At 72.1% G+C, this 17,387-nt stretch carries 18 protein-coding genes; 10 read left to right on the plus strand and 8 right to left on the minus strand.

Translation table 11 applies throughout. From position 1 onward, the window contains the following. Positions 1-22: 22 nt before the first annotated feature. The 4 genes from ACH4K4_RS20165 to ACH4K4_RS20180 are packed head-to-tail and all read left to right on the plus strand — an operon-like array spanning position 23 to position 4,291. Entirely contained in the window at positions 23-1,339 is a 1,317-nt protein-coding gene (locus ACH4K4_RS20165; protein ID WP_398168908.1) for an ABC transporter substrate-binding protein, read from the plus strand. Beyond that, positions 1,336-2,277: a carbohydrate ABC transporter permease gene (locus tag ACH4K4_RS20170; protein ID WP_398168910.1), complete on the plus strand. Its 942-nt coding sequence runs from the start codon at positions 1,336-1,338 to the stop codon at positions 2,275-2,277. Before ACH4K4_RS20165 ends, ACH4K4_RS20170 begins: the two co-directional genes overlap by 4 nt. Further along, on the plus strand, positions 2,277-3,212 hold the full coding sequence (locus tag ACH4K4_RS20175; RefSeq protein ID WP_398168911.1) for a carbohydrate ABC transporter permease: 936 nt from the start codon (positions 2,277-2,279) through the stop codon (positions 3,210-3,212). Before ACH4K4_RS20170 ends, ACH4K4_RS20175 begins: the two co-directional genes overlap by 1 nt. A 29-nt stretch (positions 3,213-3,241) precedes the next feature. Continuing rightward, positions 3,242-4,291 carry a hydroxyacid dehydrogenase gene (locus ACH4K4_RS20180; RefSeq protein WP_398168912.1) on the plus strand — a complete coding sequence of 350 codons (1,050 nt, stop codon included), beginning with the start codon at positions 3,242-3,244 and terminating at the stop codon, positions 4,289-4,291. Between the two features lie 61 nt (positions 4,292-4,352). On the opposite strand, the gene groL is transcribed toward ACH4K4_RS20180, so the two are convergent. Next, positions 4,353-5,975 (minus strand): chaperonin GroEL, encoded by a 1,623-nt coding sequence (groL, locus tag ACH4K4_RS20185; RefSeq protein WP_360124412.1) that lies wholly within the window; start codon positions 5,973-5,975, stop codon positions 4,353-4,355. Positions 5,976-6,078: 103 nt separating this feature from the next. Then, entirely contained in the window at positions 6,079-6,387 is a 309-nt protein-coding gene (groES, locus tag ACH4K4_RS20190; RefSeq protein ID WP_010986397.1) for a co-chaperone GroES, read from the minus strand. A 419-nt stretch (positions 6,388-6,806) separates the two neighbouring features. On the opposite strand from groES, the gene ACH4K4_RS20195 reads away from it, so the two are divergent. The 5 genes from ACH4K4_RS20195 to ACH4K4_RS20215 are packed head-to-tail and all read left to right on the plus strand — an operon-like array spanning position 6,807 to position 13,034. After that, positions 6,807-7,487: a response regulator transcription factor gene (locus tag ACH4K4_RS20195; RefSeq protein ID WP_398168914.1), complete on the plus strand. Its 681-nt coding sequence runs from the start codon at positions 6,807-6,809 to the stop codon at positions 7,485-7,487. Continuing rightward, positions 7,477-8,874, plus strand: a complete 1,398-nt coding sequence (locus ACH4K4_RS20200) for a sensor histidine kinase (protein WP_398168915.1) — start codon at positions 7,477-7,479, stop codon at positions 8,872-8,874. The genes ACH4K4_RS20195 and ACH4K4_RS20200 overlap by 11 nt, the downstream gene beginning before the upstream one ends. 55 nt (positions 8,875-8,929) lie before the next feature. After that, the gene (locus tag ACH4K4_RS20205; protein WP_398168916.1) at positions 8,930-10,213 is read left to right on the plus strand and encodes an LCP family protein; all 1,284 of its coding nucleotides are present in this window, start codon (positions 8,930-8,932) and stop codon (positions 10,211-10,213) included. A 50-nt stretch (positions 10,214-10,263) separates the two neighbouring features. Then, on the plus strand, positions 10,264-11,781 hold the full coding sequence (locus tag ACH4K4_RS20210) for an FtsW/RodA/SpoVE family cell cycle protein (protein ID WP_398169201.1): 1,518 nt from the start codon (positions 10,264-10,266) through the stop codon (positions 11,779-11,781). Between the two features lie 47 nt (positions 11,782-11,828). Then, positions 11,829-13,034, plus strand: coding sequence for a methyltransferase domain-containing protein (locus tag ACH4K4_RS20215; protein WP_398168917.1), 1,206 nt, complete (start codon positions 11,829-11,831; stop codon positions 13,032-13,034). Positions 13,035-13,039: 5 nt separating this feature from the next. Here ACH4K4_RS20215 and ACH4K4_RS20220 read toward each other — a convergent pair whose 3' ends face one another. The 5 genes from ACH4K4_RS20220 to tsaB form a co-directional block, all read right to left on the minus strand. After that, complete coding sequence (locus tag ACH4K4_RS20220) at positions 13,040-13,405, minus strand: hypothetical protein (RefSeq protein ID WP_398168918.1); 366 nt, start codon at positions 13,403-13,405, stop codon at positions 13,040-13,042. 135 nt (positions 13,406-13,540) lie between these two features. Further along, a complete protein-coding gene (locus ACH4K4_RS20225; protein WP_398169202.1) occupies positions 13,541-13,897 on the minus strand; it encodes a hypothetical protein in 357 nt (118 codons plus the stop codon). 120 nt (positions 13,898-14,017) lie between these two features. Further along, positions 14,018-15,148 (minus strand): tRNA (adenosine(37)-N6)-threonylcarbamoyltransferase complex transferase subunit TsaD, encoded by a 1,131-nt coding sequence (gene tsaD, locus ACH4K4_RS20230; protein ID WP_398168919.1) that lies wholly within the window; start codon positions 15,146-15,148, stop codon positions 14,018-14,020. Then, on the minus strand, positions 15,141-15,671 hold the full coding sequence (gene rimI / locus ACH4K4_RS20235) for a ribosomal protein S18-alanine N-acetyltransferase (protein WP_398169203.1): 531 nt from the start codon (positions 15,669-15,671) through the stop codon (positions 15,141-15,143). The genes tsaD and rimI overlap by 8 nt, the downstream gene beginning before the upstream one ends. A gap of 53 nt (positions 15,672-15,724) precedes the next feature. Further along, a complete protein-coding gene (gene tsaB / locus ACH4K4_RS20240) occupies positions 15,725-16,384 on the minus strand; it encodes a tRNA (adenosine(37)-N6)-threonylcarbamoyltransferase complex dimerization subunit type 1 TsaB (protein ID WP_398168921.1) in 660 nt (219 codons plus the stop codon). A gap of 86 nt (positions 16,385-16,470) precedes the next feature. Here tsaB and ACH4K4_RS20245 point away from each other — a divergent pair, with 86 nt between their 5' ends. Continuing rightward, a complete protein-coding gene (locus tag ACH4K4_RS20245) occupies positions 16,471-17,037 on the plus strand; it encodes a hypothetical protein (protein ID WP_398168923.1) in 567 nt (188 codons plus the stop codon). 25 nt (positions 17,038-17,062) lie between these two features. Here the strand turns inward: ACH4K4_RS20245 and ACH4K4_RS20250 are convergent, their stop codons facing one another. Next, complete coding sequence (locus ACH4K4_RS20250; protein ID WP_398168925.1) at positions 17,063-17,290, minus strand: hypothetical protein; 228 nt, start codon at positions 17,288-17,290, stop codon at positions 17,063-17,065. Positions 17,291-17,387: the final 97 nt, after the last annotated feature.

Genomic DNA, 17,387 nt, shown 5'->3' on the forward strand with positions numbered 1-17,387 from the left:
TCACCCGCTCAGGAGCCTCGTCATGAGCCTCAGTCGGAGCAGAACGTCCCGCGCGCTCGCCGGCGGCCTCACCGCCCTCGCCCTGCTGACGGCCTGCGGCGGCAGCAGCGGCGCCGCAGGGAGCGAAGGCCCCGTGACCCTCACGTACTGGGGCTGGACCAAGGGCACCAAGCAGGCCGTGGACGCGTACAACGCCACCCACCACGGCATCACCGTGAAGTTCGAGGAGATCCCCTCCGGCACCGCGGGCGGCTACGCCAAGATCTCCAACGCGGTCAAGGCGGGCAACGCGCCCGACCTGGTCAGCATCGAATACCCGACGCTCCCCGAGTTCGTCAGCCAGGGCGCGATCCAGGACATCAGCCGGTACGTGACGCCCGGCCTGAAGAAGCAGCTGCTGCCGCAGGCCGTCCGGCTGACCACCCTCGGCGGCATGAGCTGGGCCGTGCCCTTCGACGCCGCGCCGCAGGTCTACTACTACCGCAAGGACTTCTTCACCCAGCACAAGATCAAGGTGCCGCGGACCTGGGACGGCTTCCGCACCGCCGCGACCGCGGCGAAGAAGGCCGACCCGAAGGCCCGCCTCGGCACGTTCTTCCCCGACGACCCGACCACCTTCGAGGCGATGGCCTGGCAGGCCGGCGCCCACTGGTTCGCCACCGAGGGCGACTCCTGGAAGCTGACCACCACCGACCCGGCGACCAGGAAGGTCACCGACTACTGGCAGGGCCTCCTCAAGGACGACCTCGTGCACACCCACGTCTCGTTCAGCCCCGAGTGGACCAACTCGCTCAAGTCCGGCGGCACCGTCGGCTACCTCGGCGCCTCCTGGGGCGCGGGCGTGCTGAAGGGAACGCTGCCGGACCAGAGCGGCAAGTGGGCCGCCGCCCCCGTACCGAGCTGGGACGGCAAGCCCGCCAGCGGCATGCTCGGCGGCTCCACGACGGCCGTGACCAGGAACAGCCGCCACACCGAGGCCGCGGTGAAGTTCGCGGCCTGGATGTCCACCTCGCCCAAGGCCGTCGAGGCCCGGCTCTCCTCCGGCCAGTCCAGCCCGTACCCGGCCGCCACGGCCCTGCGCCCGGTCGCCAGGAAGGCCTTCGACACCCGCTACTACGGCGGCCAGGACGTCTACGCCCTCTTCGACGACGCGGCGGCCTCGGTCAACGGGAACTGGGGCTGGGGCCCGGCGACCAGCACCACGAACACCACGCTCAAGGACGAGTTCGGCAAGGTGGCGGGCGGCGGTGGCGGCTCGCTCGCCGCCGCCGTACGGGCGGGCAGCGACGCGACGGTGCGCGAGCTGAAGAAGCGCGGCCTGAAGGTCACGGGCCGGTGAGCGCCACAGCGCGCGCCGCGGCCGTCCTGCTCGCCCCCTTCTTCCTCCTGTTCACGGTGGTCATGGTCGTCCCGATCGGCTACGCGGTCTGGCTCAGCCTCTTCACCGAGAAGCAGTCCGGGCTCGGCTTCGGCGGTACGCACACGGTCTTCAGCGGACTCGGCAACTACGCGGCGGCGCTCGGCGACCACGCCTTCCGCGACGGCTTCCTCGTCCTCCTCGGCTACTGCGCCCTCTACATCCCCCTCCTGCTCGCCGGCGCGCTGGCGCTGGCCCTGCTGCTGGACTCCGCGCTGGCCCGCGCCCGGCGCTTCTTCCAGCTGGCACTGTTCCTGCCGCACGCCGTGCCGGGCATCATCGCCGCACTGATCTGGGTGTATCTCTACACCCCCAGGCTCAGCCCGGTCGTGAACGCGATGGAGTCCGGCGGCCTCGGCTTCGACTTCCTCTCCCCGTCCGGCGCCCTGCCCGCCGTCGTCAACATCGCGCTGTGGGAGTGGCTCGGCTACAACATGGTCATCTTCTACGCCGCCCTCCAGGCCATCGACCGCTCGGTGATCGAGGCCGCGACGGTGGACGGCGCGGGCGCCTGGCGCGTCGCGACCGGTATCAAGGTCCCCCTCATCCGTTCCTCCCTCGTCATGGTCGCGCTCTTCACCGTCATCGGCTCGCTCCAGCTCTTCACCGAGCCGCTGATCCTCAACCAGGGCTCCGGCTCCGCCGTCACCTCCTCCTGGACGCCGAACATGTACGCGTACACCGCCGCCTTCGCCCGCAACGACTACGGCCTCGCCGCCGCCTCGTCCGTCCTGCTCGCCCTCGCCGCCGCGCTGCTGTCCTTCTTCGTCACCCGCCTCTCCCGCCGGTCCCCCCGGCCCGGCCGCCACCCCCTGGCTTCGCCCCGTCCCCCGCTCGCCCACCCGAAGAGCAGGCCCTGATGGCGCCCCCGCCCCGCACCGCCGTCGCCGGACCGGCGGCCCCGGTACCCGTACGCCCGGCCCGCACTCCGTCCGTACGCGCCGCCGCCCGCCGCTCCCGCAGCCGCTGGCTCTCCCCCGCCGCCGTCAACGCGGCACTCGTCCTCGCCGTCCTCTACACGCTCTTCCCCCTCGTCTGGCTGGTCACCGCCGCCACCAAGGACGCGGGCGGCCTGCTGGCCGGCGACGCCCTGTCCTTCGAGGGCTTCGACCTGGCCGGCAACCTCTCCCGCCTCGCGGCGGAGGGCGACGGCATCTATTTCCGGTGGTACGCCAACAGCCTGCTGTACGCGGGCGCCGGTGCCGCGCTGTGCGCCCTGCTCTGCGTGGCCGCCGGCTACGCCTTCGACAAGTACACGTTCCCCGGCAAGGAGCGGCTGTTCGGCGTCGTCCTGCTCGGCGTCCTGGTCCCCACCACGGCGCTGGCGCTCCCCCTCTACCTGCTGGCCGGCAGGACCGGCGTCGTCAACACCTACTGGTCGGTGCTGGTGCCCGTACTCGTCAACCCGTTCGGCGTCTACCTCGCGCGGGTCTTCAGTGCCGGCCATATCCCGGAGGAGGCGCTCGAAGCCGCCCGTATCGACGGTGCGGGCGAGCTGCGCGTCTTCTGGTCCATCGGCCTGCGGATGGTGATGCCGGGCCTGACGACCGTCTTCCTCTTCCAGTTCACCGCGATCTGGAACAACTTCTTCCTCCCCCTGGTGATGCTCTCCGACCAGCGGCTCTTCCCCGTGAGCCTCGGCCTCTACGCCTGGCACGGCAACGCCCACGGCGAGCCGTCCTTCTACCCCCTCGTCGTCACCGGCTCCCTCCTCGCCGTCCTCCCCCTGATCGTCGCCTTCGTGACCCTCCAGCGGCACTGGAAGGCCGGACTCGCCGCCGGAAGCGTCAAATGACACCCCCGGACCAGGAGCACGCTTCCACCATGCACCACACCACTGACAACCCCGCCGACCAGGCACGATCCCGCCCCGCCCTGCTCCTCGCCATGGAACCGGGCCTCGCCGGGCGGCTGTTCGCCGAGCATCACCGCGCCCGCCTGACGGCCCTGGCCCGTACCGACCCACGCCTGGTCGCCCACGACTTGGCCGACCCGTCCCCGGCCGTGGCCGCCGCGCTGGCCGACGCCGAAGTCCTGCTGACGTCGTGGGGAACCGCCCCGCTGACCGCGGCCGTCCTCGACCGGGCTCCGCGCCTGCGCGCCGTCGTCCACGCCGGCGGAAGCGTCAAACCCCATGTCACCAGCGCCTGTTGGGACCGCGGCATCGCCGTTTCCTCAGCCGCGGCAGCCAACGCGCTGCCCGTCGCCGAATACACCCTCGCCGCGATCCTCTTCGCCAACAAGCGCGTCCTGCACACCGCGCACCGCTACCGCGCGCTGCGCGCCCCCCACAACTGGCACCGAGAGCTGGCGGGCGCCGGAAACCACCGCCGTACCGTGGGCGTCATCGGCGCCTCCCGCATCGGCCGCCGCGTCATCGCACTCCTGCGCCCCTTCGACCTGCGGGTCCTCCTCCACGACCCGTACGTGGACGAGGCCGAAGCCGGCCGCCTCGGCGTCACCCTCGCCCCCCTGGACGACCTCTGCGCCACCTCCGACGTGGTCACCGTGCACGCGCCCGAACTGCCCGCCACCCACCACCTGCTCGGCGCACGCCAGCTGGGCTTCATGCCCGACGGCGCCACTCTGGTCAACACCGCCCGAGGTGCGCTGGTGGACGAGGCGGCGCTGCTGCCCGAACTCGTCTCCGGCCGCCTCAACGCCGTACTGGACGTGACCGACCCGCCGGTCCCGGCCGCCGCTTCTCCCCTGTACGACCTCCCGAACGTCCTGCTCACCCCGCACATCGCCGGTTCCCTCGGCGGCGAGCTCCACCGCATGGCCGACCACGCCCTGGACGAGATCGAGCGCTACGCCGGAGGGCTGCCGTTCGCCGACCCGGTACACCCCGCGGATCTCGGCCACTCGGCGTGAGAACGGGACGAGGCCCGGCCCCCTCGGAAGGGGACCGGGCCTCGAACGGCTGTGAGCTGCCTCAGTGGGCGTGGCCGTGGCCGTGACCGGCCTCGGGCTCCTCCTCGGCCGGCTTCTCGACGACCAGGGTCTCGGTCGTGAGCAGCAGCGAGGCGATCGACGCGGCGTTCTCCAGCGCGGAACGGGTGACCTTGACCGGGTCGATGACGCCGGCCTTCACCAGGTCGCCGTACTCGCCGGTCGCGGCGTTGAAGCCCTGGTTCTTGTCCAGCTCCGCCACCTTCGAGGTGATGACGTAGCCCTCAAGACCGGCGTTCTCCGCGATCCAGCGCAGCGGCTCGACGGCGGCACGGCGGACGACGGCGACACCGGTGGCCTCGTCACCCTCCTTGCCGAGCGAACCCTCCAGCACCTTGGCGGCGTGCACCAGAGCGGAGCCACCACCGGAGACGATGCCCTCCTCGACCGCGGCGCGGGTCGCGGAGATGGCGTCCTCCAGACGGTGCTTCTTCTCCTTGAGCTCGACCTCGGTGGCCGCACCCACGCGGATCACGCAGACGCCGCCGGCCAGCTTCGCCAGGCGCTCCTGGAGCTTCTCGCGGTCCCAGTCCGAGTCGGTGGACTCGATCTCGGCCTTGATCTGGTTGACGCGGCCCTCGACGTCCTCGGACTTGCCGCCACCGTCGACGATGGTGGTGTCGTCCTTGGTGACGGTCACGCGGCGGGCGGTGCCCAGCACGTCCAGACCGGCCTGGTCCAGCTTGAGGCCGACCTCTTCGGCGATGACGGTCGCGCCGGTCAGCGCGGCCATGTCGCCCAGCATCGCCTTGCGGCGGTCACCGAAGCCGGGCGCCTTGACGGCGACGGCGTTGAAGGTGCCGCGGATCTTGTTGACGACCAGCGTCGACAGGGCCTCGCCCTCGACGTCCTCGGCGATGATCAGCAGCGGCTTGGAGGAGCCGGCCTGGATGACCTTCTCCAGCAGCGGCAGCAGGTCCTGGATCGAACCGATCTTGCCCTGGTGGATGAGGATGTACGGGTCCTCCAGGACCGCTTCCATGCGCTCCTGGTCGGTGACCATGTACGGCGACAGGTAGCCCTTGTCGAAGGCCATGCCCTCGGTGAAGTCCAGCTCCAGGCCGAAGGTGTTGGACTCCTCGACGGTGATGACACCGTCCTTGCCGACCTTGTCCATCGCCTCGGCGATCAGCTCGCCGACCTGCTTGTCCTGGGCGGACAGACCGGCGACGGCGGCGATGTCGGACTTCTCGTCGATCGGGCGGGCGGTCGCGAGGAGGTCCTCGGACACGGCCTTGACCGCGGCGTCGATGCCCTTCTTCAGGGCGGCCGGGGAAGCACCGGCGGCGACGTTGCGCAGACCCTCGCGCACCAGCGCCTGGGCCAGCACGGTGGCGGTGGTGGTGCCGTCACCAGCGATGTCGTTGGTCTTGGTCGCCACCTCCTTCACCAGCTGCGCGCCGAGGTTCTCGTACGGGTCGTCGACCTCGACCTCGCGGGCGATGGTGACACCGTCGTTGGTGATGGTCGGGGCGCCGAACTTCTTGTCGATGACGACGTTGCGGCCCTTGGGGCCGATCGTCACCTTCACGGTGTCGGCAAGCTTGTTGACGCCGCGCTCAAGGGCGCGACGGGCGTCCTCGTCGAACTTCAGGATCTTCGCCATGAGTTACGTGTCCTTAGTCGTTCTCTCCAACGAACTGCGCCCCGGGCGACCGGTTGTTTAGACGCGGGAACCAGGGGCGCAGATCAAGGCAATCTTCGGTGAATTACTTCTCGACGATCGCGAGCACGTCGCGAGCCGAGAGAACGAGGTACTCCTCGCCGTTGTACTTCACCTCGGTGCCGCCGTACTTGCTGTAGAGCACGACGTCGCCGACGGTCACGTCGAGCGGAAGACGGTTGCCGTCCTCGAAGCGGCCCGGGCCCACGGCCAGGACGACGCCCTCCTGGGGCTTCTCCTTGGCAGTGTCCGGAATGACCAGGCCCGAAGCCGTGGTCTGCTCGGCGTCGAGCGGCTGGACCACGATGCGGTCCTCAAGCGGCTTGATGGCAACCTTGGAGCTGGCGGTCGTCACGATCCGACCTCCCCCTTCGGAGATCTCACGGGGTTAACTGTCTGAGGTGGCGACCAGGTGGATCCGTCGTCGCGGGTGCCGGACCTGCCCGTCGCTGTGTTTGGCACTCCCCGGTGGAGAGTGCCAGAGCCGAGACTATGACGCGGTTAGCACTCGGTCAAGCGGAGTGCCAATGCGCCTTGCGGCGCGTGTTGCGTGGGGGGTGCGGCCCGTGACGTCCTGCCCAGGTGTCTGGGGGCGCAACCCTCGCGTGCGGGGCGGTGTCGCGCTGGGCGCGGGCTTTGCGCTCTGCGCGGGGGTGCGCTGGTTTCGTTGGAGGTCGGGGCCGCGCAGGGGACGGGGAAGAAAAAGATCATCAGCCGCGCACCAACCCGGTTGCATGGCCCCGTCATCGGCGTACAAACCTCCACAATGGGACCATGCGGATACTGGTCGTCGAGGATGAAGCGGGGCTGGCCGACTCGTTGCGGCGGGGGCTGGCTGCCGAGGGGCACTGGGTGGATGTTGCCCACGACGGTCACCGTGGGCTGGAGCTGGCGCTCAGCGGGGCGTACGACGCGATCGTGCTGGACGTCATGCTTCCCGGTCCCAGCGGGTTCGAGATCTGTGGGCGGCTGCGGCGGCAGGACGACTGGACGCCCGTACTGATGCTGACCGCCAAGGACGGCGAGTACGACGTGGCCGAGGGCCTGGACGCGGGCGCCGACGACTACCTCACCAAGCCGTTCTCCTTCGTCGTGCTGCTCGCCAGGTTGCGCGCCCTCACCCGGCGCGGCCGGGCCGCCGAGCGCCCCCGTACGCTCCAGTGCGGCGACCTCACCCTGGACGCCGACGCCCGGCGCTGCCGGCGCGGCGACGCCGAGATCGAGCTGACCGCCCGCGAACTGGCCGTGCTGCGCTGTCTCATGGCGGGCGACGGCCAGGCGGTCGCCAAGCGGGACATCCTCGACGAGGTCTGGGACTCGCCGGCCGACATCGATCCCAACATCGTCGAGGTGTACGTCTCCTCCCTGCGGCGGAAGATCGACACGCCGTTCGGCCGCCATTCGATCCGTACCGTGCACGGCAGGGGGTACCGGATGGCGCCCGGTGACGACTGACCCCCGGGTGCCGGGGCTCCGCTCCATGCGGGGGCGCGCCGCCGCGGCCGCCGCCTTGGCGATGGCCTGCGTGCTGGCCGCCGGCGGCGGCTGGCTCTATGTGATGCTGCGCGCCAACCTCCTGGACAACACCACCAGCCGCACCGAGGTCGCCGCCCGCAAGGTCGCGGCGCAGGCGGACACGGGCGCTCTCCCCGAGGTGCTGTCCTCGCCGGCGGACGGTGTCGACCTGGTGCTGGTCCTCGACGCGGCGGGCCGGGTCGTCGCCACGAGTCTGCGTTCCGCCGATCCTCTCGCCGCCGAGCTGACGGGCTTCCGGCCGCCGTACGGGCAGGACTCCGCCGACCGCGTCGTCAGCGGCGCCCCGGCCGCCGCCGCGGGCGGCTCGCGCGCGGACGTGGTGGTGGTGCGCGCCGCGCCGCCCGGCGGCAGCGGGCAGGAGCGGTACGTGTACGCCGTGACGGTCCTTTCGGACGTGGACGACGCCACGCACGCCATCGGCGTCGCCCTGCTCGCCAGTGCCCCGCCGCTGATCGCGCTGGCCGCCGCGATCGCCTGGGCGGTCACCGGGCTCGCGCTGCGCCCGGTCACCGCCATCAGGAGGGAGCTGGCCGCCGTCAGTGAGAGTGAGCTGGACCGGCGGGTGCCGGACCCGGCGGGCGCCGACGAGATCGCGCTGCTGGCCCGTACGGTCAACGCCACCCTGGACCGGCTGGAGCAGGCCGTCACCCGGCAGCGCCAGTTCGTCGCCGACGCTTCGCACGAGCTGCGCAACCCGATCGCGGCGGTGCGCTCCCGCTTGGAGGTGGCTCTCGCGGCCGCCGGGCCGTCCGCGTCCGTACGCGCCGCGCTGCGCGACACCGAACGCCTTCAGCGGATCGCCGCGGACCTGCTGCTGCTCGCCCGGCTCGACGCGCATGCCCCGCGGGCGGCGGAACCGGTGGACCTGGCGCTGCTCGCCGCCGAGGAGGCCGCGCGGCGGCCGGGGGCGCACGGGCCGCGGCTGGTGGTCGTGGCGGGCGAGCCGGTGCCTGTACGGGGTGATCCGGCGCAGTTGGAGCGTCTGCTGACCAATCTGGTCGACAACGCGCTGCGCTATGCGGCGTCGGAGGTGCGGGTCGTGGCGTGGGCCGGTGGCCGGTCGGGGTTCTTGGCGGTCGAGGACGACGGGCCCGGTGTTCCCGAGGGGAGCCGGGAGCAGGTCTTCGAGCGCTTCGCCCGCCTCGACGCCGCGCGCGACCGGGAGAGCGGCGGCACCGGGCTGGGCCTGGCGATCGCGCGCGAGATCGCCCGCGCGCACGGCGGGGACCTGACCGTGCGGGGCCGGGCGGGCGGCCGGTCCGGTGCTCGTTTCGTGGCCGCCCTTCCCGTGCCCGCGCGGTCCTGAACGCGCCTTCAGGACCTTCAGGCTTCCTTCAGCGCCGTCCGGCCAGTCTGTCCGGATGAAGCACCGTCGCAGGCTCACCACCCCGGACGTACTGCGCCCGCAGGGGCGCCGGCGCAGACCGCGGCGCCGTGTCCTGCGCGGGGCGGCGCTCTGGGGCTGTGTGCTCCTGCTGTGCACTGCCGGTGCGGGTTGGTACTTCTACCAGGACCTGGCCGGGCGGATCGGCTCGTCGCGGGCGCTCGGCGACGGGGCGCCGCGGTCGTCCGGCGGGGCGGTCAACATCCTGTTGATGGGACTGGACAGCCGCAGGGACCGGAACGGCGGCGATCTGCCGAAGGACGTGCTGGAGAAGCTGCACGCGGGCGCCTCGTCCGATATCGGCGGGTACAACACCAACACCCTGATATTGCTGCATGTGCCTGGGGGTGGCGGGCGGGCCACCGCGTTCTCCATACCGCGCGACGATCTCGTGGACATTCCGGGACACGGCAAGGACAAGATCAAGAAGGCGTACGGGCTGGCCAAGGCCGCGGCGGAGGGCCGGCTCGCGCGGCAGGGCGTCACCGACCGCGACCGGCTGGAGCGCGAGGGGCGGGAGGCGGGCCGCCGGGCGGAGATCGAGACGGTACGGAACTTCCTCGGCGTGCCGGTCGATCACTTCGCCGAGGTCAGCTTGGTGGGTTTCCTGCACCTCGCGGACGCGCTCGACGGTGTGCCGGTGTGCCTGAAGCACGCGGTCGAGGACCGGTACTCGGGTGCCGACTTCCCGGCCGGGCGGCAGACGCTCGACGGGCCGCAGTCGCTGGCCTTCGTACGGCAGCGGCACGGCCTGGCCGCGGGCGACCTGGACCGTACGCGCCGCCAGCAGGCGTTCCTGGCCTCCGCCACGCACAAGCTGAACTCGGCCGGCACCTTCACCGACCCGCTGCGGCTGGTCAGACTGATGGATGCGGCCAAGCAGGACCTGGTGATCGACGAGGGCTGGGACCTGCTGTCGTTCGTCAAACAGGCGAAGAACCTTTCGGGCGGGAACGTACGATTCAGCACGCTGCCCGTGGAGGGGTTCGCCAAGCACCAGGGGGAGGACGTGAACCGGGTGGATCCGGACAAGATACGGCGGCTGGTCGCCCGGCAGATCGGGCCCGCCGCCGGCGCCGCCGCCTCGCCCGAAGCCTCTTCCGGTCCGGGTGCCGGACCCGTCACACCTCGCTCACCTGCGGGAACCCTGTCACCGGCCCCCTCGTCTTCCTCCTCGACGGCCGAGTCCGGTTCCGGGGCGCAAGGTTCCGGGCAGACGGCTCCCATGATCGATGGCGGAGGCATCCCGTGCGTGGACTGACGAGCTCGCTGCGGCCCCCCGAGGGGCCGGAGAGCGACGCCGAGCGCACGATGACGTTCGCCGCCCTGGCCCAGGCCCCCGACCGGCGGCGCACGGAGATGTGGCTGCTCGGCCTCGCGGTCCTGATCACGGTCTTCGGGTACGCGTACACCGGCCTGTCGATGAACGGCCGGCTGCCGGCCGGGCTGCCCCGCTTCGCCGCCGCCATGTTCTTCATGGCGCTCGTCCCGCACCTGGTCATCCGCCGCTTCGCGCAGCGCGCCGACCCGCTGATCCTGCCGCTCGCCACCCTGCTCACCGGCATCGGCCTGGTGCTGCTGCACCGCCTCGACTACACGTACGCGGCCAAGCCCAGCCTGCACATGGCCCCGGCCGCCGGCGGCCAGCTGGTGTGGACGGTGATCGGGGTGGCGGTCTGCATAGCCGTGCTGATGCTGCTGCGCGACCACCGCTTCCTCCAGCGCTACATCTACCTGACGATGGCGGTCGCGCTGGTGCTGCTGATGGCCCCGGCGTTCTTTCCCGGCGACACGTACGGCGCCAAGCGGTGGATCTTCGTCGGGCCGCTGTCACTCCAGCCCGGCGAGTTCGTGAAGATCATGATCGCGGTGTTCTTCGCCGGATACCTGACCGCGAACCGCGACGCGCTCGCGCTCACCGGACGCCGCGTCCTGGGCGTCCAGCTGCCGCCCGGACGCCAGCTCGGGCCGATCTTCACCATCTGGATCATCAGCCTCCTGGTGCTGGTCTTCGAACGCGACCTCGGCACCTCGCTGATCTTCTTCGGCCTCTTCGTGATCACGCTCTACATGGCCACCGAACGCACCAGCTGGGTGCTGTGCGGCCTGGCGATGGCCGTGGTCGGCGCCGCCGTCGTCGGCACGACCGAACCGCACGTCAAAGGCCGTGTCATGGCCTGGCTGCACCCCATGGACATCTTCCTGCCCAAGAGCGAGCGGCCCCCGGGCCTACAGTCCGACCAGGCCGCGCAGGCGCTGTTCAGCTTCGGCAGCGGCGGCATCGGCGGCACCGGCCTGGGCCAGGGCCACCCCGAACTGATCGGCTTCGCCGGCAACAGCGACTTCATCCTCACCACCGTCGGCGAGGAACTGGGCCTGGCCGGAGTGATGGCCGTACTGCTCCTGTACGTCCTGCTCGCGCAGCGCGGCCTGCGCGTCGGCCTCACCGCCCGCGACCCCTTCGGCAAGCTGCTGGCCGTGGGCCTGGCCGGCGCGCTGCTCCTCCAGGTCTTCGTCGTCTCCGGCGGCGTCACCGGCCTGATACCGCTGACCGGCAAGGCGCTGCCGTTCCTGGCCAAGGGCGGGTCGTCGCTCGTCGCGAACTGGGTGATGGTGGCGCTGCTCATCCGTATCAGCGACAGCGCGCAGCGGCGGCGCGAGCCGGTAGCGGCGCTGCCGGGCGGGCGGGACGGCGCGCGTCGCCGACGCGCGCGGGTGGCCGACCCGGACGCGACACAGGCCACGCCGCGTGTGGAGGCGGCGCTGCCGGGGCACGCCGACCGGGGAGGCGCCGGCCACGGACGCCGCGCCCGCCGCACGCGCGGCTAGGGCGCTTCCCGGACCGCCCCGCCGCACTCCCCTCCCCCTGGCCCACAATGGGCCGGGTGAACCAGGCGAACGACCTCGACTCCTTCTCCGCGCTGCACACGCCCGAAGGGCAGGCGCTGCTGGCCGGACTGCGCGACCACGACCCGGCCGACGAGCTGGCGACCGCGACCCGGCTGCGGCGCGACCACCCCGCGCAGCTGGTCTCCGCCGCGCTGGGCCAGGCGCGGCTGCGGCAGCGCGCCGCGGCGAAGTTCGGCGCGGACGCCGCACGCATGTACTTCACGCCCAACGGCGTCGAGCAGTCCACCCGCAGCACGGTCGCCCGCCACCGGGCCGCCCGCCTCGCCGCCCTCGGCGTCCGCTCCCTCGCCGACCTGTGCTCCGGCATCGGCGGCGACGCGATCGCGCTCGCCCGCGCCGGAATCCATGTCCTGGCCGTCGACCGCGACCCCCTGACCTGCGCCGCGGCCCGCGCCAACGCCGAAGCGCTGGGGCTCGCCGACCGGATCGAGGTGCGCTGCGCCGATGTCACCGAGGTGGACACCGCCGGGTACGACGCGGTGTTCGTCGACCCGGCGCGGCGCGGTGGCCGGGGCGGGCGCGGCGGCCGGATCTTCGACCCCGAGGCATACTCGCCGCCGCTGTCCTGGGCCGTACAGGCCGCCCGTACGGCCCCGCACGCGGCCCTCAAGATCGCGCCGGGCATTCCGCACGAGATCATCCCGGACGAGGCCGAGGCGGAGTGGATCTCCGACGGCGGCGACGTGAAGGAAGCCGTCCTGTGGTTCGGCACCACCCCGGGCGCGCGCGCCGCCACCCTGCTCCCCGCCGGACACACCCTGCTCGGCACCGGCCTGCCCGACCCCGAACCCGGCCCGGTCGGCCGCTGGCTGTACGAACCGGACGGCGCCGTCATCCGCGCCCACCTCGTCACCGAGGTCGCCCATCAGGTGGACGGCCGCCTGATCGACCCCACCATCGCCTACGTCACCGCGGACGAGCACCGGCCGACCCCGTACGCCACCGCCTACGAGATCACCGACACGCTGCCCTTCAACGTCAAGAAGCTCAAGGCGCTGCTGCGCGAACGCGGCATCGGCGTCGCCGTCATCAAGAAGCGCGGCTCGGCCGTCGAACCCGACGACCTGCGCAAGAAACTGAAACTCTCCGGCCCGCACTCCTGCGTCATCTTCCTGACGCGGGTGGCGGGCGCCCCCACGATGCTCCTGGGCCGGGCGGCCCCCACCGCCTGACGCGGCTACGCGCGGTCCGTCAGCTCCTCCGCGAACACCTGCGACAGGGGCTGCGGGCCGACGTACTGCTGGCAGGTGCACTGCCCCGGCTCGTACCTGACCGGCTTCTTCTCCGCGTCCCAAGCCGTCGGAACCTGCGTCACCTCATGGCACTTGCCCTGCTTGTCGTGCTTGGCCAGATGATGCGTACACCCGCACACCGGCTCCGGCGGCCGCTGCGCCGCCTCCAGCTCCAGCCGCTCCCGCCGCACGCTCTCCAGCCGCTCCATCTTCCGCGCGTGCCGCGTACCCATCGCCTTCCGCCCCACATCGACGACCTTGGCGAAACCCCCCGCCATGAAAAACGCGAACACCCACCAGACCCAGTTCACAGCCTGCCCCCCCCGTCACCACTTTTGTCACTTGCGGCCAGGGTATGACCTGACGTCAGGGGGAGGGAGGGGAGGGCTTCCTCAGCAGTTCGACGAGCTGGGAGCCGGGGTCGTACTCCCAGCCCCAGTTCTCCCTCAAGACGCTTCCTGCGCCACGGCGGCGTGGGCGGCGTCCAGGATGCGGCCGAGTTCGGCCGCAGCGCTACGGGCCTCGTCAGCGTTGTCGGCGGCCGCGGCCAGATCCTCCAGCTCCCGGAACCTGGCTGCGATCTTGGGGTGACGCTGGATGTGGACGTAGACGGCCCACTGGGTCGTGAAGCGCCGCAACGGCAGCAGATCGGCCCCCTGCCGGGCCTGATCGGCGGCCCGAGAGAGCTCCCGGGCGAACGCGGGCAGGGCCGCAGGGGCGATCTGCGCCACAGCATCGCGGAGCAGCGTGATCGACGCCGGCGGCTGCGGGATGAGGGGGTGTTCGGAGGCACTGGCGGTCATCGGTTCTCCCATGGGCGGGATTCTGGGCCGTGGGCCCAGAGTAGCCAGCGGGATCCGGGGCGCTTCGTGCGAACGAGTGGCGCGGCATGTGCCGGAAAACCTGCCGCAGCGTCCTTCCCCCTACGAGTACAGGTTGTCCTTGCTCAGCTCGTGGAAGTGGTCGTGGTCGTGACCATGGCCGTGGTCGTGCGTGTGGTCGGCGTGGACCGGGCCCGGTACGTGCGGTTCCGTTACCGGGAGGGAGGAGTCCGCCGGGAGGTCCCAGGCGGAGGCGGGGCGGTTGCGGGCGACCATCTCGGCGCCGAGGGCCGCGACCATGGCGCCGTTGTCGGTGCAGAGCTTGGGGCGGGGGACGCGCAGGGTGATGCCCGCCTTCTCGCATCGGTGCTGGGCCAGCGCGCGCAGGCGGGAGTTGGCCGCGACGCCACCGCCGATCATCAGGTGGTCGACGCCGTTGTCCTTGCAGGCGCGTACCGCCTTGCGGGTCAGGACGTCGACGACCGCCTCCTGGAAGGACGCCGCGACGTCCGCGACCGGGACCTCCTCGCCCGCCGCGCGCTTGGCCTCGATCCAGCGGGCGACGGCGGTCTTGAGGCCGGAGAAGGAGAAGTCGTAGACCGGGTCGCGCGAGCCCGTCAGGCCGCGCGGGAAGCGGATCGCGTCCGGGTCGCCCTCGCGTGCGTAGCGGTCGATGACCGGGCCGCCCGGGAAGCCCAGGTTCAGGACGCGGGCGACCTTGTCGAACGCCTCGCCCGCCGCGTCGTCGATGGTCGAGCCGAGGGGGCGTACGTCCGAGGTGATGTCGGGGGCGAGCAGGAGGGAGGAGTGGCCGCCGGAGACCAGCAGGGCCATGGTCGGCTCGGGCAGCGCGCCGTGTTCGAGCTGGTCGACGCAGATGTGGGAGGCGAGGTGGTTGACGCCGTAGAGCGGCTTGCCGAGGGCGTAGGCGTACGCCTTGGCGGCCGAGACGCCGACGAGCAGGGCGCCCGCCAGGCCGGGGCCCGCGGTGACCGCGATGCCGTCGAGGTCGGACGCCGCGACGCCGGCCTCCTTCAGGGCGCGCTGGATGGTGGGGACCATCGCCTCCAGGTGCGCGCGCGAGGCCACTTCCGGGACGACGCCGCCGAAGCGCGCGTGCTCGTCGACGCTGGAGGCGACGGCGTCCGCGAGGAGCGTGTGGCCGCGCACGATGCCGACCCCGGTCTCGTCGCAGGAGGTCTCGATGCCGAGAACGAGGGGTTCGTCAGCCATGGGTCCGGGTTCCTTGTGCGGGGGGTGCGGAAGGGGTGTCGTCGGCCGCTTCGAGGGAGGAATCGGCCGGGGATTCGGAGGGGGACTCGGTGGTGCGGCGCATGACGAGGGCGTCGACGTTGCCCGGTTGGTAGTAGCCGCGCCGGAATCCGATCGGTTCGAAGCCGAACCGTTCGTACAGGCGCTGCGCCCGCGTGTTGTCGACGCGTACTTCGAGCAGCACCTCGGCGCATTCGAAGGCGGTCGCGGCGGACAGCAGCTCGGTCAGCAGCCGCGCGCCGAGGCCGGAGCCCCACTGGTCGCGGGCGGTGGCGATGGTCTGGATGTCGCCGGTGCCGTCGACGGCGGCGAGGCCGCCGTAGCCGACCAGGCGGCCGTCCAGTTCGGCGACGAGGTAGCGGCGGTTGGCGGCGGGCCCGCGCGCGTGCGCCAGCTCGGACCAGAACATCCCCGCCGACCAGGCGTCCTCGGGGAACAGCTCGCGCTCCAGGTCCAGGACCGGCGCGATGTCCCACCAGCGCATCTCGCGGAGTACGGCGCCGTCCCGTGTGCCCTCCGCGGCAGCCACCCGTGCCGTCACTTCGGGGTGACCACCTTGTAGTTGGCGGGCACCTGCGCGTCCGGGCGGCGCAGGTACAGCGGCTGCGGCGCCAGCAGTTCCTCGCCGCGCGCGAGCTTCTCGGCGGCCAGCGCGGCGAGCGCGCCGGCGGACTGGTGCTCGGGGCCGCCGTCCCGTACGCCGGTGAAGGTGTCCGCGTACAGCAGCGCGCCCGCGCCCACCGACGGCAGCGCGCCGGCCTCGTCGGCGATGTCCGCCGGGCGGTCGACGGCGGGTTCGGTGAGCCGCGTGCGGGCGTCGGCGTAGCGCGCCCAGTAGACCTCCTTGCGGCGGGCGTCCGTGGCCACCAGGAACGGCTCGTCGAGGCCGGAGGCGTACGCGATGCCGTCCAGCGTGCACAGGCCGTGCACCGGCAGGTCGAGCGCGGCCCCGAACGTCGCGGCGGTGACGAGCCCGACCCGCAGGCCCGTGTACGGGCCGGGGCCGACCCCGACGACGATGTCGCTGACCGCGTCGAGTTTCACGCCGGCCTCGGCGAGCACCCGGTCGACGGCGGGCAGCAGCAGTTCGCCGTGCCGGCGGGCGTCCACCTGGCGCTCCTCGGCGAGGACGCGGGAGCCGTCGTGGACGGCGACGGTGACGGCGGGGGTTGCGGTGTCCAGAGCAAGCAGCAGCACGCCTCCAAGACTACGGCGCGGCCGTGGATGCCTTGCCGGGTGCTACCGTCACCCGTAGTCACGCGCGTACGAAAGGTGGCACGGCGGTGTCCGCAAAGAGCAGCTCGATCGTCACCGCTCTGACCACGGTTGCGCTCGCCGCCGTGGGCTTCCTCGCCTACCAGGCGTCCGCCTCGGCCCCCGACCACGCCACCGCCGGCAAGCACCCGTCGTCCTCCGCGAGCCCGGAGCCGGGCAAGGGCGGGGACGGCGCGCGCAAGCCGAAGCCCGAGGCCGCGCTGCCCGCCGATTCGGGCCAGGGCGAGCGGGTCGTCTACGCGCTCGGCGCGAAGCGGGTGTGGCTGGTCACGGGGGACGGCAAGGTGAAGCGGACCTACGAGGTCACGCCGAGCAGCGTGTCCCCCGCGCCGGGGACGTACAAGGTCAACGGGCGGACGCTGAAGGTCAAGGGCTCGGACGGCATCCCCATCGAGCACGTGGTGCGTTTCACGGTCGCCGACGGCGTGGTGATCGGCTTCAGCGCGGCGGTGGACGGCTCGATGCCCGACCCGAACGCGAAGAAGAAGACCGGCGGCATCCGGGAGACCCGTGAGGACGGCGCCGCGATGTGGGACTTCGCGCTGGGTGAGACGAAGGTCGTCGTCGTTCCCTGAGGGACCACCCCGCCGACCTGGGCTTTTACGCGGCGTCGCGCGCGCCGTCGTCCGTGCGCGCGCCATCGTCCTTCGGCGCGCCGTCCTCCGTGTCTTCTTCCGCCGCTTCCGCACGGGCGGGCGGCTCGGGGGGCGTGGACACCGCGCTGGCCGCGGCGCACGCCGCCAGCAGCTGGTTCATGGTCGGCGACGGCTCGGACGCACCACGTCCGTCGCGCCGTACCGCTGCGGTGGCGGGCTGGTGGGCCGACATGGATGCCTCCCGTGGCTCCTGGGCTACCGGGCGTAGTTAGGCAGACCTAACCGGCTCTCTCTTCACCCATGTGACCACGTTCGGCGCCGCGCGCGCA

The sequence above is a fragment of the Streptomyces sp. NPDC017529 genome (assembly GCF_044329785.1).
Classification (GTDB): Bacteria; Actinomycetota; Actinomycetes; order Streptomycetales; family Streptomycetaceae; genus Streptomyces.

What these genes read in the sequence shown, in the direction of transcription:
- ACH4K4_RS20180 (WP_398168912.1), top strand. Translation starts at nt 3,242, where the DNA reads ATGCACCACACCACTGACAACCCCGCCGACCAGGCACGATCCCGCCCC.
- ACH4K4_RS20195 (WP_398168914.1), top strand. Translation starts at nt 6,807, where the DNA reads ATGCGGATACTGGTCGTCGAGGATGAAGCGGGGCTGGCCGACTCGTTG.
- ACH4K4_RS20250 (WP_398168925.1), bottom strand. Translation starts at nt 17,290, where the DNA reads ATGTCGGCCCACCAGCCCGCCACCGCAGCGGTACGGCGCGACGGACGT.
- groL (WP_360124412.1), bottom strand. Translation starts at nt 5,975, where the DNA reads ATGGCGAAGATCCTGAAGTTCGACGAGGACGCCCGTCGCGCCCTTGAG.
- ACH4K4_RS20165 (WP_398168908.1), top strand. Translation starts at nt 23, where the DNA reads ATGAGCCTCAGTCGGAGCAGAACGTCCCGCGCGCTCGCCGGCGGCCTC.
- rimI (WP_398169203.1), bottom strand. Translation starts at nt 15,671, where the DNA reads ATGCGCTGGTGGGACATCGCGCCGGTCCTGGACCTGGAGCGCGAGCTG.
- ACH4K4_RS20175 (WP_398168911.1), top strand. Translation starts at nt 2,277, where the DNA reads ATGGCGCCCCCGCCCCGCACCGCCGTCGCCGGACCGGCGGCCCCGGTA.
- ACH4K4_RS20205 (WP_398168916.1), top strand. Translation starts at nt 8,930, where the DNA reads ATGAAGCACCGTCGCAGGCTCACCACCCCGGACGTACTGCGCCCGCAG.
- ACH4K4_RS20210 (WP_398169201.1), top strand. Translation starts at nt 10,264, where the DNA reads ATGACGTTCGCCGCCCTGGCCCAGGCCCCCGACCGGCGGCGCACGGAG.
- ACH4K4_RS20225 (WP_398169202.1), bottom strand. Translation starts at nt 13,897, where the DNA reads ATGACCGCCAGTGCCTCCGAACACCCCCTCATCCCGCAGCCGCCGGCG.
- tsaD (WP_398168919.1), bottom strand. Translation starts at nt 15,148, where the DNA reads ATGGCTGACGAACCCCTCGTTCTCGGCATCGAGACCTCCTGCGACGAG.
- ACH4K4_RS20215 (WP_398168917.1), top strand. Translation starts at nt 11,829, where the DNA reads ATGGGCCGGGTGAACCAGGCGAACGACCTCGACTCCTTCTCCGCGCTG.